This is a genomic window from Pseudoalteromonas sp. G4 (assembly GCF_028875915.1).
Taxonomy (GTDB): Bacteria; Pseudomonadota; Gammaproteobacteria; order Enterobacterales; family Alteromonadaceae; genus Pseudoalteromonas.
In genome coordinates this window covers 1-15,182 of record NZ_JAPEHW010000034.1, presented here as the reverse complement: position 1 = coordinate 15,182, position 15,182 = coordinate 1, and the positions used below count along the sequence as shown (strand labels likewise).

At 38.6% G+C, this 15,182-nt stretch carries 14 protein-coding genes and 1 riboswitch; of the genes, 10 read left to right on the top strand and 4 right to left on the bottom strand.

The features are described from left to right. Positions 1–217 precede the first annotated feature (217 nt). A complete protein-coding gene (gene plsB / locus ON073_RS11275; protein WP_274761987.1) occupies positions 218–2,629 on the top strand; it encodes a glycerol-3-phosphate 1-O-acyltransferase PlsB in 2,412 nt (803 codons plus the stop codon). A gap of 26 nt (positions 2,630–2,655) precedes the next feature. Here the strand turns inward: plsB and tesB are convergent, their stop codons facing one another. Then, positions 2,656–3,516 carry an acyl-CoA thioesterase II gene (gene tesB, locus ON073_RS11270; RefSeq protein ID WP_274761986.1) on the bottom strand — a complete coding sequence of 287 codons (861 nt, stop codon included), beginning with the start codon at positions 3,514–3,516 and terminating at the stop codon, positions 2,656–2,658. A gap of 74 nt (positions 3,517–3,590) precedes the next feature. Here tesB and ON073_RS11265 point away from each other — a divergent pair, with 74 nt between their 5' ends. Both ON073_RS11265 and ON073_RS11260 read left to right on the top strand, forming a co-directional pair. Next, the gene (locus tag ON073_RS11265; RefSeq protein ID WP_274761985.1) at positions 3,591–4,043 is read left to right on the top strand and encodes an EVE domain-containing protein; all 453 of its coding nucleotides are present in this window, start codon (positions 3,591–3,593) and stop codon (positions 4,041–4,043) included. Positions 4,044–4,146: 103 nt separating this feature from the next. Next, positions 4,147–4,395: a hypothetical protein gene (locus ON073_RS11260; RefSeq protein WP_274761984.1), complete on the top strand. Its 249-nt coding sequence runs from the start codon at positions 4,147–4,149 to the stop codon at positions 4,393–4,395. Positions 4,396–4,432: 37 nt separating this feature from the next. Here ON073_RS11260 and ON073_RS11255 read toward each other — a convergent pair whose 3' ends face one another. After that, positions 4,433–5,494, bottom strand: a complete 1,062-nt coding sequence (locus ON073_RS11255) for a potassium channel family protein (RefSeq protein WP_274761983.1) — start codon at positions 5,492–5,494, stop codon at positions 4,433–4,435. 172 nt (positions 5,495–5,666) lie between these two features. Further along, positions 5,667–5,751, top strand: a riboswitch (cyclic di-GMP riboswitch). An 82-nt stretch (positions 5,752–5,833) separates the two neighbouring features. After that, entirely contained in the window at positions 5,834–7,627 is a 1,794-nt protein-coding gene (locus ON073_RS11250; RefSeq protein ID WP_274761982.1) for a DUF885 domain-containing protein, read from the bottom strand. 314 nt (positions 7,628–7,941) lie between these two features. Between ON073_RS11250 and ON073_RS11245 the strand changes: the two genes are divergently transcribed. Further along, complete coding sequence (locus tag ON073_RS11245; protein ID WP_274761981.1) at positions 7,942–8,946, top strand: GGDEF domain-containing protein; 1,005 nt, start codon at positions 7,942–7,944, stop codon at positions 8,944–8,946. Positions 8,947–8,954: 8 nt separating this feature from the next. Here the strand turns inward: ON073_RS11245 and ON073_RS11240 are convergent, their stop codons facing one another. Continuing rightward, a complete protein-coding gene (locus ON073_RS11240) occupies positions 8,955–10,874 on the bottom strand; it encodes an EAL domain-containing protein (protein ID WP_274761980.1) in 1,920 nt (639 codons plus the stop codon). Between the two features lie 148 nt (positions 10,875–11,022). Here ON073_RS11240 and ubiE point away from each other — a divergent pair, with 148 nt between their 5' ends. The 6 genes from ubiE to tatC all read left to right on the top strand — a co-directional run. Further along, on the top strand, positions 11,023–11,775 hold the full coding sequence (gene ubiE / locus ON073_RS11235; RefSeq protein ID WP_274761979.1) for a bifunctional demethylmenaquinone methyltransferase/2-methoxy-6-polyprenyl-1,4-benzoquinol methylase UbiE: 753 nt from the start codon (positions 11,023–11,025) through the stop codon (positions 11,773–11,775). Positions 11,776–11,779: 4 nt separating this feature from the next. Beyond that, positions 11,780–12,385, top strand: coding sequence for a ubiquinone biosynthesis accessory factor UbiJ (locus tag ON073_RS11230; protein ID WP_274761978.1), 606 nt, complete (start codon positions 11,780–11,782; stop codon positions 12,383–12,385). Positions 12,386–12,396: 11 nt separating this feature from the next. Continuing rightward, positions 12,397–14,013 carry a ubiquinone biosynthesis regulatory protein kinase UbiB gene (gene ubiB / locus ON073_RS11225; protein ID WP_274761977.1) on the top strand — a complete coding sequence of 539 codons (1,617 nt, stop codon included), beginning with the start codon at positions 12,397–12,399 and terminating at the stop codon, positions 14,011–14,013. 31 nt (positions 14,014–14,044) lie between these two features. After that, positions 14,045–14,269 carry a Sec-independent protein translocase subunit TatA gene (gene tatA, locus ON073_RS11220; protein WP_274761976.1) on the top strand — a complete coding sequence of 75 codons (225 nt, stop codon included), beginning with the start codon at positions 14,045–14,047 and terminating at the stop codon, positions 14,267–14,269. Positions 14,270–14,271: 2 nt separating this feature from the next. After that, positions 14,272–14,613, top strand: coding sequence for a Sec-independent protein translocase protein TatB (tatB, locus tag ON073_RS11215; RefSeq protein WP_274761975.1), 342 nt, complete (start codon positions 14,272–14,274; stop codon positions 14,611–14,613). Next, positions 14,594–15,182 (top strand): twin-arginine translocase subunit TatC (gene tatC / locus ON073_RS11210; protein ID WP_274761974.1); only part of this gene is annotated, 589 nt, incomplete at its 3' end. The genes tatB and tatC, both read left to right, overlap by 20 nt.

Below are 15,182 nucleotides of genomic sequence, written 5' to 3'. Positions count from 1 at the left end.
AGTATATACAGTTGTTGTTATTTCGCAACTTTTAATTCTTTGATAATTCGCGCTATGCTTAATACTTACATTTCATTTAGAAATTTTTGTACAAGCAAGAAAATAATGCTTACAGCTGTACACTCAATTGCTTTATTTTTCTTCTGGCATGACCAGTTATTTAATCTTTTTACGTTAACTGGTATGCTAGCGCCCCTTTTTGTTTTAGGTTGGTTTTATGAATTTGGTTAGTACTCTGATTCAGTGGTTCGCAAACGGTATGAACAAACTTTTTGTACGTTCTAAAATTGTGCCGGAACACCCTTTGGACAATCTTGGTATTGATGTAAATAAGCCAACCGTTTATATCACTTTATTAAACTCGTTTGCTGATGCAGCAGTACTAAGAACCACTTGTAAAAAATTAGGCTTACCTGATCCGCAAATTAATCAACAAATTGGCTCAAAACAAGTTCCTCGCTATATACCAATTCACCATCGCTCACCACTTTTTGGTAAAGCGAAAAAAGAAAGCCCTGCACTTGCTATAAGCGAAGAAATTTTCAGCGCATTAAAACAATCTGATGTAAATGATTTACAAGTTATTCCTGTGACGATCTTGTGGGGACGTAATCCAGGTAAAGAAAAGCCAGGGCTTGGAACAATCTTATCGAGCTCTTTAACGCCAAGTTGGCTACGTAAACTCTTTGTAGTCTTAGTTTCTGGTCGTGACAACTTAATTCGTTTTAGTCGCCCTTTGCAGCTATCTGAACTCACAGGAAAAAAACAAAGCAGCGATTTACCACATAAACTCATTCGCGTTGCTCGCGTGCACTTTAAGCGCCAAAAGCTGGCAGCGCTTGGCCCTAAATTACCGTCACGAGATCAACTTTATCAAGGGCTACTTGCTTCTGCCTCCGTAAAAGCAGCAATAGAAGAAGAAGCAAAAAGTAAAAATATTTCAATCACTGAAGCACGTCATAATGCCATCAAATTAGTTGATGAAATTGCCGCTAATTACAACGAATCAATGATTGGTGTCTCAGAGCGAATTCTTACATGGCTTTGGACCAAGCTTTACAACGGGATTGAAGTTAATAATCCAGAGCGCATTCAAGAGCTCACTGACAAAGGTCATGAGATTATCTATATGCCCTGTCATCGTAGTCATATGGATTACTTATTACTGACTTATGTAATCTATCATCAAGGCTATGTGCCGCCGCATATTGCGGCTGGTATCAATTTAAGTTTTTGGCCTGCAGGCCCTATTTTCAGACGCTGTGGTGCATTTTTCTTACGCCGTTCATTCAAAGGCAACAAACTTTACTCCACGGTATTTCGTGAGTATTTAAGCCAATTGTTTATTAAAGGATACGCCGTTAAGTTTTATACTGAAGGTGGTCGTAGCAGAACAGGTCGTTTGCTGCCACCTAAAACTGGGATGTTAGCAATGACATTGCAATCAGTTTTACGCGGTATCGATAGACCGATTTCAATTGTGCCTGTCTACATTGGCTACGAACATGTAATGGAAGTAAATACCTACTTAGGCGAATTGGCTGGGCAAAAAAAGAAAAACGAATCTGTTTTGGGTGTTTTTAAAACACTAAGAAAGCTAAAAAATTACGGTAAAGGCAATGTTAATTTTGGCGAGCCTATTAACATTAATCAGTACCTTACACATCACCAATCAGATTGGCGTGAAAGCATCAATGCTTCAAATAAACCCTCTTGGCTTACTCCTATGGTAGGTAAGTTAGCTGATTCTGTAATGGTTAATATTAATAACGCAGCTGCAATTAATGCGGTTACATTGATGTCGTGCATTTTGCTAAATACCGATAAGCAAGCCATGACAAAAACTGAGCTTATTGCATCTATGACAAGCTATTTAAGACTGCTTGAAATAGCTCCATATAGCCAAGATGTAAGCCTACCAGAACAAAGTGCTGAACAGTTGTTAGAACACGCATTAAAATTAGATAAGTTTGAAACGATTACACAAAGCCGTGTTGATGTCATTCGCATTAAAGATACGCAAAAAGTATTACTCAATTATTATCGAAATAATGTGCTTCATTTATTTGCAGTGCCGAGTTTAATTAGCTCGATTTTAGTTAGTCATAAGCAGATTTCACGCGAGAAATTAATAAACCAAGTGGAAGCACTTTACCCACTATTTAAACAAGAGTGGTTTATGCAGCCGTATTGTGAGAATTACATCAACGAGTCAATTGAAGCGTTAAGCAGCATTGGCTTTGTTACCATAGAGAATGACTCAATTGCTGTTAACCCAAACAGCAAATCATTAGCTCAGCTCAATTTATTAGCACGTTTTATTCAATGCACTCTGATTCGCTACGCCAGTGTAATCAAACTGATTTTAGTTACTGATGGTATTTCTCAAGAGCAATTAGAACAACAAAGCCAAGAGTTTGCACAGCAACTAGCACAACTGTTTGGTATTGATACACCAGAGTTTTTTGACAAGAAAATACTCTCTGGTTTTATTTGTACTTTAAAACAAAACGATATGATTAATGATTGCGAACAAGGCAAGATCTCAGGCAATCAAACCACCCATAAGCTCAGCAAAATTATTTCTGAGCAACTTGCGCCTAGCATAGCAAGTGCATTAGAAAACTAAATAAAAAGGCGGTTTAACCGCCTTTTCTATTTGTATTGCCTAATAACACCTTCTTGAATGGTTGAGGCTATCAGCTCACCTTGCTGATTAAAGAACTGCCCACGCACTAAACCACGGCCGCCACTTGCTGTTGGACTATCAACCGCATATAAAATCCAATCATCCAAACGGAAAGGACGGTGAAAGTACATTGCATGATCTATTGTTGCCACCTGCATATCAGGCTGTAAAAATGATAAACCATGCGGCTGTAATGCTGTTGGTAAAAACTCAAAATCAGATGCATATGCTAAAAGATACTTATGAACGCGCGGATCATTCGGCATATCACCATTGGCTTTAAACCACACATAACGCTCAGGCAAAGTCACAATAGGCTTAAATGGATTTTGAAAATTCACCGGACGCATTTCAATCGGCTTATCACAAATTATTTTATTGCGGATTTTCTCTGGGATCAGATCTTTATGCTCTCGATATACATCAAGCGAGGATGGCAACTTATCGGGTCCTGGTACATTCGGCATAGCCGCTTGGTGAGTAACGCCTAGCTCTTCTACTTGAAATGACGCAGTCATGTAAAAAATCGGTTTACCAAACTGAATTGCTTTTACTCTGCGCGTACTAAAACTTCGGCCATCACGTATGTTTTCAACATCATAGACAATTGGATGCGCAACATCACCCGGCCTTAAAAAATAAGAGTGCAGTGAGTGCACCTGCCTATCCTCGGCAACAGTTTCCTTGGCAGCTGATAAGGCTTGACCCATAACTTGGCCACCAAATACCGCTTTAAATCCAAGATCCTGACTTGGACCTCGGTACAAACCCTGCTCAATTTTTTCTAACTTAAGTAACGCTAAAAGATCGCCTAGTACCTGACTCATAACACTATTTCGTAATTTGCTAGTATCGCTATAATAGCAAACACTGATTAGTTTAACATTAGCGAGAATGGGTAATGCAATATTGGTTATTTAAAACCGAACCTGATGAGTTTTCGATTGACGATTTAAAACGTAAAAAAGAAGAAATTTGGGATGGGATCCGCAATTACCAAGCAAGAAACTTTTTAAGAGATCAAGTCGCATTGGGCGATCTCGTTTTTATTTACCACTCAAGCTGCAAAGAACCTGGAATTGTTGGAATAGCAAAGGTAATTAAAACGGCTTTTCCTGACCCTTCGCAGTTTGATAGTCAGTCAAAATATTATGATGCTAAAGCTACTACAGACAACCCAAGATGGACTAGTGTGACTCTTGAATTTGTCGATAAATTACGCATTATTGCACTTTCAAAATTAAAAGCTGATAAACAGCTCGAATCTATGTATTTAGTACAAAAAGGTAGTCGCCTCTCCATTCAACCTGTCACCGACGATGAGTGGGAATACATATTAAATACATACAGTTAAATGATTTTCACCGTTAATTTCAGACTCTTTACCTGATCGGACTAGACACAACTCTTTGGTATGTATTAATATCAATTGTCTATTTTTTAACTGCGAATAAACTATGTCCGCTTTAACAAAAAACCCTTTAGATGATAGAAGGCAGGGAGAGCGCGATTTAAACGACTTTTGGCAAAATTTAAGCTTTGCACAAAAAGTTGAGTTGAATAAGTTAAATCGTTATGGCTATCAGCTCGCGTTTGCTCGAAAACTAGAAAACAACTATTTAGCATTCGCGCGCTGCGATTCTATCTACGCCACCATAGATCACCTTGGTGAAGTCGATATGGAACCAGCTTATAACATTCGTTAAAAAGGCAACTTTCGTTGCCTTTTTAATTGCTTAAATTTTATAGTGATGACCAGTTTATCTCGTCACTTAATACTCGTTCCACTGCCATATAATGTAAAATATCACCTTGTTTAATCACCATATCCAGCGGTGGATTCAAATCTAAGCCATCACCAACGCGATTTTGTGCAACCCCTAGTATCGTTGCATCACACTCTTTTTTAAAATAAAAGAATAATGCTTCAAACTTAAGGCCCTCTTTCACCTTACCCACTTCTAAACTAAATTGCGTATCGCCATGTAATGTTGATAGCAATTCTTCTTGAATACGACTTGAACCAGGATCTTGCATGGAGCGTACTAGAATTTCTACTGACTTAGAGCTGGTAGATTCAACATTTTTACAATGCTCTCGAAGCATCTCACTTTTGCTTTCATCGAGAAAATAAGCACTGATATGGCATTTATCATTTACTAGGCGACTCATTTTTAGTGCAGTTGTAAAAGTTTGATCATCATCAGCACCATCCACAATCACTTTATCAGCGCCATCAATAGACACTCGCTTTAGTTCATCAAGGTCAGTGAAACTGGAAAGCCTAACAAAATCAACATGTGGATTATCTGAAAACGGATGCGTCATTTCTTCATCTACAGCCAATAAAATTCGTCGCTCCAAGCGTTTATTATCAGCCAATATGTAGTTAATCATCTTGCGTGTACGCGCATGGTGATAACCAAAAATGATAATGTGCTCTGTTTGTCCTGAAAAATCTTTATCGCCAGTCATAGATGCTTTGATTAACCCCGTAATACTTTGTCCAACTTTACCTAAAACAACACCAAACAGTGCTAACCCAACCGGGATCTGCACTAAAGCAACAAATAGTTTCCCCCACTCAGTGGCAGGGCTTAAGTCGCCATATCCCACCGTAGAGGTGGTTACTATGTAGTAATAAATAAATTGATTTAACGCTAACAGCTCTGTTTCTCTAGCCGCATACAAGCATGCCCATGTTAGGAGCATATGTAATGCAAGCAGCGAAACCACCGATGTCCAACTAACATGGTGAATATGTCGCCGAATAGCTATTAAAATTTTCTTAATAACTAAGTTCATGATAACTATAATTTAATTAACTTAATGAAAAGCACTTTATCTTTAACCCATTAAATGAGCAAGCGAGTACCAAAATCCTTTAAAAACTATAACAAGTTTACACGATTGGAAAAAATAACAATTAAAAGTGTCAAAAACCAAAACTCGTTCTAAACTTAAATAGAACTGTTGAGTTCGAAAAGGGCAAACTCAGTGAAAACTGGGGACGCAAAGCTATCGGTCTAAGGGAGTTTTCCTATGATTGCGGTGCTGCCACCACTTTAACAGGTCGAGGGCTATGTAGGCTGCTTCGAAACCATTGTAACATCATAAATTACGTGGCTTGAAGCAGCCTTTATTTTATTTTGCTTGCTTAGCCAGCTCGATATATCTATCAATTTGACGTTCTAATAAATCTAAAGGTAATGAGCCATTCTTTAAGATTTGATAATGGAATTCTCTTATATCAAAGTTTTGCTTTAACTCAGCTTCAACTTTCGCACGCAATCGCTTAATCGTTAATTCACCAATTTTGTATGAAAGAGCCTGGCCCGGCCATGAGATATAGCGATCCGTTTCTGTTTTGATGTTATGCAATGATAATGCAGAGTTTTCTTGCATAAAAGTCATAGCTTGTTCACGACTCCAACCAAATAAATGCATACCTGTGTCTACAACTAAACGTGCAGCACGCCACATTTCATAAGTTAAACGGCCAAATTCGCTATAAGCATCTTGGTAGAATCCCATTTCTTTGCCAAGGTATTCAGAGTATAACCCCCACCCCTCACCAAATGCCGAAATATAATGATTGCGACGATAGTCAGGAACATTCTCTAGCTCTTTATTAAGAGATATTTGTAAATGATGACCCGGCACAGCTTCATGTAAAGTCAGCGCTTCTAACACGTATAATGGACGCTTGTCCAAACCATATGTGTTTACCCAATAATAACCTGGGTCGGTATCTTTATTGGCACCCACATAGCGACCTGTAGTGTATTTTGGTGCAATTGAATCTGGTACAGGTTCAACACCATAAGGCGTGCGCGGTAGCAGTTTAAAGAATTTAGGTAATTGCGCATCCGCTTTTTTGGCAATATACGACGCTTCTTTCAATAACTCTTCAGCAGATTTGGCATAAAACTGCGGATCAGTTCGTAAAAATTGAACAAACTCAGCAAAGCTACCTTTAAAACCTGTCGATTCAATAATTTGTTGCATTTCTGAACGAATTCGTTTTACTTCTTGTAAACCAAGTTGGTGTACTTGCTCTGCAGTCATATTGGTTGTGGTGTAGTATTTCACCCGATTCTGGTAATAATCCACTCCACCTGGAGTTGATGATATGCCTATTTCAGCACGCGCATTTGGTTTATATTCCGATTCGAAGAAAACTAGGTAGTTTTCATACGCAGGGATTACTTGCTCTGCAATTATTGCTTTAGCTTTACCCTGCAGTTCAGCAAACTCTTTGTCAGAAATATGCTCAGGCTTTGTAATAAACGGTTTGTAAAAAGCTGACTTGCTTGGCTCATCAACTAGGTATGCTTTAATTGAATCTTCATAACCAACAAGCACAGGTTTTGGCTGTGTTAAACCAATCTCAATGCCTTTTTTCATCCAATAAGTATTTTGCTCGAAATAGCGTTTTACCCCAGCTAAACGATTTAAATACAGCTGATAATCTTCTAATGTTTTAAAGCTACTGCTTGAAACCATAAATGACAGCGCAGAGTGAAAACCAAACTCTGAGGTTAATGGCATGTAATGGGTATTAAAACGATATTCATCAACCTCATTTTTCACCTGAGAAAGCATAATTGAATGATTAATTTGGTTTTGCTCATCAAGTTGCGCAACATTGATACTGTTGAGCTCACTTAAAAATGCCTGATTCTTGGCAAAATTTTCTGCTAAAAACTCACTTGAGAGGTTTTGTAAAAAGTAGCCATCGACACCATCTTTATTCTTAAACGGGTCAATACTATTGCGGTATGCGACTATTTTTTCTGCTAACTTCTCAAATTGCTGTGCCGTTTGCGCCTGTGAAACAACTGGTTGCGAAGCTGTTGAATTGTCTGTTGATTGGCAACCCGTTAATAAAGTGCTCGATAAGGCTAACGTCAATAGGGATACTTTTATTGTTCTCATAAACTAAAACCAAAATGATTATTTCGTACCAGCATACGCAATTTCATTTTTTAATCTCAACTTATTTGCGACCAAGTCAACATTTCAGTATACAGACAGGCGTTTTTAATCATTTATGTAGTGATAGTTTCCAATTACTAAGTTTTGGCATTACTCATAGTGAAAAAATCACTTTTTTTTGATAATTAATAGACTTTTCCTATTCCCAAAATAGAAAAATTGTTTTCTAATTACTTAGGACTTTAATGGATGAAGGTTGCTAATAATTTAGGGTGAATATTTAAGCGGTAATTAACCACTGAGGTTGGGATTTTATGAAGTACCATGATTCCATGGCACAAGCGCAGCAAAAAATGACAGAGGTTTGCTGGTTTTTAGAAAGGTATAATTTACCACCTATTCCGATCAACTATCATACAGTTTATAGCTATATCTCAAAATCAAACGATGCTTTGTGTGAAGAACTGGAAGGATTACTCGCCGCCGATGAAAAATTAGATAATTTCATCCTAGAAAATCTATTCAATCGCTATTTATCTGAACAAGATTCAAGCCAGAAAGAATTAATTCAAGGTGTCTCAAAAACATTAGACACTATGGATACATCAATTGATAAAAGCAGTGATACCGTCAATAAATACATTGCGACTCTCGACAGCAGTTTAATTGCAATTGATGATGCAGATATCAATGAAGCTAAACAACTTATCGCGGATTTAATCAATGCCAGTTATGAGCTTAAAGGCTCGCAACAACATGTGCACGAATCATTATTGCAAGCCAGACAAGAACTCAAGATCTGCCAACAACAATTACAAAAAATCGAAAAGCAGCGACATGTCGACCCATTAACAGGTCTATATAAAGAAACATACATGGCCGATAAAGCAGCTGTTTGGGTTGAGCAAGGAAAGTCTATCTGTGCAATCGCCATTGATATTGATGACTTTAATGACTTCAATGAGAAGTACGGTCAAGCCGTTGGCGATGTGGTTATTGGTAAAGTGGCCAAAAAAATTCGCTCTTATGTTCAAGAAAGTGGACTACCTGTTCGAACCAAAGGGAAAGAGTTCATCATTTTATTGCCTGATGTAAGCTTGCAAACAGCTAAAGAAATTGCTGAAAGAATGCGCTCAGGTGTTGAAAAGCTGAAGTTTATCAGCTCGCGAAGTGGCAGACGTTTGCCAACATTGACTATTTCATTGGGCATCAGTGAAATGCATGACAATAATCTAAATCAGCTGACGGCAGCAGCAAGACACTCGGTAGCAAGAGCAAAACTGCAGGGTAAGAATAACGTATTCTTCGACCCAGCCTAACGCATAAATCAACTTACCGAATGGGGCAGTGCAAGTTTAAAGCCTTGTAAACCATCGCTGCCCAACTCTTTCGCCCATTTAACTTGTTGCTCAGACTCAAGTTGCTCACAGACAACAACAACGCCTAAGCTGTGCGCCAACTTAATTATATTTTCAAGAAAATACCAAGAATCTTGTTTTTGCTCCAATTCATGAATAAAGCTGCCATCGAGCTTCACAATATCGACTGGCCACTTGCGAAGAGCTAATAATGTATTATCACCAGTACCAAAATGGTCAATCGCTACCTTTGATCCTAGTTTATGCAATTTAGTGATTACCTGAGGCGCTAATTGGCTTTGCGACAACATCATTTCATCAAACTCCCAAATAATAGAAGAAAATAAATCTCCATATTGGTGAGATTGCTCCATTAGCCATGCGTAAAATTCATCATCTAATACACTGTGCACTGAGACGTTAATACTCACAGGTAAATCTAAGTTTCCCTTGATATACAAGGCTCTAATTTGATCAAATATCCGTTTATCTAACTGCGCGCTTGCTGAAAACTGCTCTGCTTTAGACTGCAGCAATAAAGTAGGTATAATTTCGTCCTTGTACTGAATTTTACTTAGCACCTCAGAAAACATTAAATTCAATTGATCTGACATCATCACCCCATGTTGAGAAAGGTGCAGACTTGATTCATTAATGGCTAATAGCACTCCTTCACGCGTAGCAAGCATATCGGATACTTTCTTAATGCGTTCTGAAGGTTCGTATAAGTGATATTGCCAACGTTCTTTTGTTGCCATTAAAACAGCTTCATCAGCAGCCTTCATTACCGCCGACATATCATCATTGCTGTGCCATAGTACCGCACCAATCAACACTTCTTTTTTCTGCTGATAACGTCCTTGTAACCTTGCTAAATCAGATGATAAATCATTGAGAAGTTTTACTAATTCATCACGTGTTAGATGCTGTAAAACACAAGCAAACTCATTGTCGTTAAGTCGGAAAATACGCGCATTGGCTCCTTGCTTTGAGTTGCTTTGCAATGTATGAATGACATCTTCTAAGAATGATCTTGCAACTAAAAACCCCTCTTTTCGTCGAACATTCTCCCATTCACTTAGACGCATCAAAATTAGCGCACCGTTTTGGTTTTTTTCTTCATGCAACAACTGACTAAACTGCGCACTAAATAAACGTCGGTTACCCAGTTGAGTTAACTCATCGCGATATAAGGCATTTTTTGCATGTTCAAGACGTTTTGTAAGCTCATTAACAAGTTCTTTTACTTGATTAGTCATACGATTATGACTGGACATCAAAGCATTCATTTCAGAAACACTGTGAATTTCAGGGGCAACTGAAAAATCGTTATCGGCCAGTTTATTGGTATGCTGCTGAAGTGCTTCAATAGGCGCTTTGATAATATTAATCGCGACGCGAAAAACAAACCAAGTAAGAAACGTAAAGAAAGCAAAAATCAAACACACATCTTTTAGTTGCTGAAATATATAATCATTGGCCATCACATTTGATATTTGCAACTGCACCAAGTATTCGCGTTCATCAACATATACCGACTGCTGAAATAAAGGGCTATTAAGGGCAAGTAAGCTTTGCAACCAAGGTGGCATTACTGTTTTTGGGCTTGATCGGTGTTCAAGCAAAGTGCTGTTATTGTGCTGAAGTCGTAAATAGGTAAACTCATACGCTTTTTTAAAGTCAGTAAAGCGTTTTACCATTTCATCCTGCTCAAGCCCCATTTGAACCTTGAGAGTTTGCACCGCATTTTGACCAACCAATTGAGTTTGCTGTGCTAACTGCTGTTTAACAAACGCCTTACTATTTATCAGCGAAAAGCTTGTAATAGCGGCAAACAGCAGCACCATAATGACTGCCACAATTAAGTTAAAATAGGTTTTTAACGTCATATTTTATAAGATCATTTTTTCACCAATAAATTCAGTCTAGTGTGAGATCAACAAAAGTGCCCAATTTAAGCTATTAGACCTTGCTGATGATTGTCATTTCTCACTCCATTCGAGTAAACTATAGGCGTTAATAATCATAGGATTGAAAATGAAGCCGCAAGACGAGCAAACACACTTTGGTTACAAATCTGTAGCAAGAGACGAAAAACAAGGTTTAGTTGCCGATGTATTCCATTCTGTTGCAGCCAAATACGATGTAATGAATGACTTAATGTCGTTTGGTGTTCACCGTTTATGGAAACGCCATACCATTGCTTGCTCAGGTGCTCGCCAAGGTCAAACTATTTTAGATTTAGCCGGTGGTACTGGCGATTTGACCGCGCGTTTCAGTGATATTGTTGGCCCAGAAGGCCAAGTTATTCTTGGTGATATCAATGATTCCATGCTTAAAGTCGGACGCGACAAACTGCGTAACTTAGGTAAGGTAGGGAACATTGAATATGTGCAAATGAACGCTGAGGCATTGCCATTTCCAGACAATACATTTGATCTTATTACCATTGCTTTTGGCCTTAGAAATGTCACAGATAAAAGCAAAGCACTGGCGTCAATGCAACGCGTATTAAAGCCTGGTGGTCGTTTATTGGTATTAGAGTTTTCCAAGCCGATTTATGAGCCACTGAATAAAGCTTATGATTTTTACTCATTTAACTTACTACCAGGTATGGGCAAACTCGTTGCTAACGATGCAGAATCGTATCGTTATTTAGCTGAATCAATTCGCATGCACCCGGACCAAGAAACATTGAAAGCAATGATGGAAGAAGTAGGTTTTGAAATGACCAGCTATGAAAACCTAACAGGCGGGATTGTTGCTCTTCATAAAGGGTTTAAGTTCTAACACTATGGTGTCTAGCCTTATTGCAGCGTCGATCGAGCAGCTATTAAATCAATTAATTAAACTTGATAATGAGTTTATTAATGATTTAACTCCAGCTGTTCGCCAGCAGTTAACCGTTGAAGTGACCGACCTTAATGCTGTTATGACGGTGATTTTTGACGGTGCCAAGTTTCATATTTTACCAAACGGTGATGCAAGCAGTGACTGCTTTATTAGCGCAGATTTAAACACCCTGCTTGAACTGGAAAAACCTGAGAATGTTACTCAACTTATCCGAAGCGGTAAGCTCAATTTAGACGGTGATTTAAATCTTGCTCAGCACTACAGCAAAGCATTCAATAACTTAGACATCGATTGGGCGGATAATCTGTCACGCTATTTCGGTGATGGCCCAGCTTACACCTTAGTAAACTTTATTAAACAAACAACTCATAAACTGAAACAGCAAAGAAAGATAACTGAGACAACAATTACCAGCCTTTTACAAGATGAGTTAAAAGTCTCGATTCACCCGCTTGAAGCGCAATTATTCAAGCAACACTGCCGTGCATTACAACAAAATTTGGCACAACTAGAACAGCGTGTTGATAAGCTTAAAACGGTAATTTAAGGATCCAGTTAGTGCATTTCCCTCGTGCTTATAAAATAATCAAAACCTTGCTTAATTTCGGCCTAGATGAGCTTATCCCAAATCATTTGTTTCCTTGGTATGGAAAAATAGCGCGCGCATGTTTCTTTTGGCTTGGTAACAAACACAAAGATAAGAGCGTTGGTCAGCGATTGCGCCTAGCACTCGAGTCTCTTGGTCCGGTTTGGGTTAAATTTGGCCAAATGTTATCAACAAGACGCGACTTACTGCCACCTGATATCGCGAAAGAACTTAGCTTACTTCAAGACAATGTCGCGCCATTCGATGGTGAAAAAGCGCAAAAGCTTATTGAGCAAGCCCTTGGCTTAGATGACATTCATCAATTATTTGACGATTTTGATACTAAACCGCTTGCTTCTGCATCAATTGCACAAGTTCACACTGCACAGTTAAAGCACCATGATGAAAGTCATGAAGTAGTGATAAAAGTCATTCGCCCTGATATTGAAGATGCAATTTATGCGGATTTAAAGCTAATGGCGCAATTGGCTAAATTAGTCAGTCAATTTTTGCCTGATGGAAAACGCCTACGCCCTGTTGAAGTTATTAACGAATATCGAAAAACACTGTTAGATGAGCTTGATTTACAGCGTGAAGGCGCTAATGCGATTCAGCTTAAGCGCAATTTTGAAAACTCCGATAGCCTCTATATCCCTTACGTTTATAGTGATTACAGCCGTAAAAATGTACTGGTGATGGAACGTATTTACGGTATTCCCGTATCTGATATTTGCGCACTTGAGGCACAAAACACCAATTTACAACTGCTTGCAGAACGTGGTGTAGAGGTCTTCTTCACCCAAGTATTTCGTGACAGCTTTTTCCATGCGGATATGCATCCAGGTAATATTTTTGTCTCTCGCGAACACCCAGAAAACCCAATGTACATTGGTATCGACTGCGGCATTGTTGGCACACTCAACAAAGAAGATAAGCGCTATTTAGCCGAAAACTTTATTGCGTTTTTTAATCGTGATTATCGTAAAGTGGCAGAGCTCCATGTCGATTCAGGTTGGGTGCCAGCAGATACAAATGTTGAAGAATTCGAGTTTGCGATTCGCACGGTATGTGAACCAATCTTCCAAAAACCGCTTGCTGAAATTTCCTTTGGCCAAGTACTAGTAAATCTATTCAATACCGCCCGAAGATTTAATATGGAAGTGCAACCACAGCTTGTACTACTGCAAAAAACGCTATTGTATATTGAAGGATTAGGCCGCCAGCTTTACCCACAATTAGATCTTTGGAAAACCGCAAAACCATTTTTAGAAGATTGGGTAAAACAACAAATAGGGCCTAAAGCGGTCTTCTCACAAATTAAAGAAAATCTTCCATTTTGGGGCGAAAAACTGCCTGAAATGCCTGATTTACTCTATAAAGCACTTAAACAAAACACAAATAACAGTGCAAACGTCACAATACAACAATCTAACCGTGCTATTGTATGGGCAATTTTTGCCATGACATTTACATTAACTGGCACTGTATTTTTTGTGACTGAATTTATTATTCCCTCAATTGCTTTGTTTAGCGCAGCTACAATCTGTGCTTGGCGCGCTTTGCGACATTCAAGCAATCATCAGGTATAATTTAACCATCGACTGAATTGGAGAAACTATTATGGGTATTGGTGGTATTAGCATTTGGCAACTACTAATTATCTTAGCAATTATCGTATTGTTATTTGGCACTAAAAAGCTGCGTGGGATCGGTAGCGATTTAGGTGGTGCAGTTAAAGGTTTTAAAAAAGCAGTTTCAGATGAAGAACAAAAATCTGAGGCTATTCAAAATAAAACTGAGCACGATAAAACAGGCGAAAGCGAAAAAAAGCACGATAAGGTATAACCATGGGCTTTTGGGAGCTTTTTGTTGTTCTTGTTGTCGGTCTGATTGTGTTGGGCCCTGAGCGTTTGCCAACAGCGGTGCGCTCTGTTGCACGCTGGATAAAAACAATTAAGCAAATGGCAACCAATGTACAAGCTGAGATCAACGAAGAATTGCGTGTACATGAACTGCATCAAAACCTTAAAAAAGCCGAACAACAAGGTATGGATAATCTATCGCCAGAACTTCAGCGTTCAATTAATGAACTTTCTGAAGCTGCGCAATCAGTGACCCACAGCTACAAATCGAGCGATCAAACGACCGAGCAAGTGCAGAATAGCAGTAATGACAAACACTCACAGTAACGCTGAAACAACACCAACATTTATTAGCCATTTAGTTGAGTTACGTAATCGCTTAATGCGAGCACTTGCCTCAATTTTGTTAATATTTTTAGCGCTTGTCTATTTTGCGAATGATATTTATGAGTTTGTGGCAACCCCTTTGATATCAAACCTGCCAGAAAATGCCAGCATGATTGCAACAGATGTTACAGCGCCCTTTTTCGCGCCATTCAAACTAACATTATTTGCAGCACTGTTTTTAGCGTTTCCTTTTATTTTGCATCAGGTGTGGGGATTTATTGCACCAGGCTTATATCAAAATGAAAAAAAGGTATTAATGCCGATTTTAGCGGCCTCCGTTATTTTGTTTTATAGTGGTATCGCATTTTGTTACTACCTAGTAATGCCTATAGTGCTTGGTTTTTTTACAGGTATAGGGCCAGATGTCATGACCATCACGCCTGACATCAGTAGTTACTTAAGTTTTGTATTAAAGTTGTTCTTCGCATTTGGTATTGCGTTTGAAATACCTGTTGCGATTATGTTGCTCTGCTGGAGTGGTGCAACAACCAAGGAAAGTCTGAAAGAAA